Origin of the sequence: Serratia sp. CY56464 (assembly GCF_052168435.1) — a bacterium.
Lineage (GTDB): Bacteria > Pseudomonadota > Gammaproteobacteria > Enterobacterales > Enterobacteriaceae > Serratia > Serratia marcescens.
The window spans coordinates 1-916 of the sequence record NZ_JBJNMV010000016.1; the positions used below are offsets into that span (position 1 = coordinate 1).

The following is a 916-nucleotide window of genomic DNA, read 5'->3' on the forward strand; positions in this document are numbered from 1 at the left end:
TTCATATCACCTTACCGACGCTTTTCGCAGATTAGCACGCCCTTCATCGCCTCTGACTGCCTAGGCATCCACCGTGTACGCTTAGTCACTTAACCTCACAACCCGAAGATGTTTCCATCGTTCGCGCTGCAAACATTTGAGAGACTCTATGACAGGTTACTCTTCATCCCAGTACTTCTACGGAGGGATAAATTTCAGCCGTCATGTTTCAATTTTCAGCTTGTTCCAGATTGTTAAAGAGCAATATCTTAAACATGACTCGGAAGTCATCTTTAAGATATGGTGTATCGTCAGATACTTGAGACCGCCGCTTTCACCGGGTGGGTCGGAAGCTTGGCGTCCCCTAGGGGATTCGAACCCCTGTTACCGCCGTGAAAGGGCGGTGTCCTAGGCCTCTAGACGAAGGGGACACGACACCGTACTTTTATGACGCTTTTGCTCGTTACTTTTTCATCAGACAATCTGTGTGAGCACGCCACTCGAACTAATATCTTTAGGTAAGGAGGTGATCCAACCGCAGGTTCCCCTACGGTTACCTTGTTACGACTTCACCCCAGTCATGAATCACAAAGTGGTAAGCGCCCTCCCGAAGGTTAAGCTACCTACTTCTTTTGCAACCCACTCCCATGGTGTGACGGGCGGTGTGTACAAGGCCCGGGAACGTATTCACCGTAGCATTCTGATCTACGATTACTAGCGATTCCGACTTCATGGAGTCGAGTTGCAGACTCCAATCCGGACTACGACATACTTTATGAGGTCCGCTTGCTCTCGCGAGGTCGCTTCTCTTTGTATATGCCATTGTAGCACGTGTGTAGCCCTACTCGTAAGGGCCATGATGACTTGACGTCATCCCCACCTTCCTCCAGTTTATCACTGGCAGTCTCCTTTGAGTTCCCGGCCGAACCGCTGGCAA

1 tRNA gene and 2 rRNA genes are annotated in these 916 nt (G+C 50.0%); all 3 read right to left on the reverse strand.

What is annotated here, in order from left to right:
- A 23S ribosomal RNA gene (locus ACJ8KE_RS23710) occupies positions 1-95 on the reverse strand; the annotation flags it as partial.
- Positions 96-334: 239 nt separating this feature from the next.
- Positions 335-410: transfer RNA gene (locus ACJ8KE_RS23715), tRNA-Glu, on the reverse strand.
- An 88-nt stretch (positions 411-498) separates the two neighbouring features.
- Positions 499-916: ribosomal RNA gene (locus ACJ8KE_RS23720) — 16S ribosomal RNA — on the reverse strand; the annotation flags it as partial.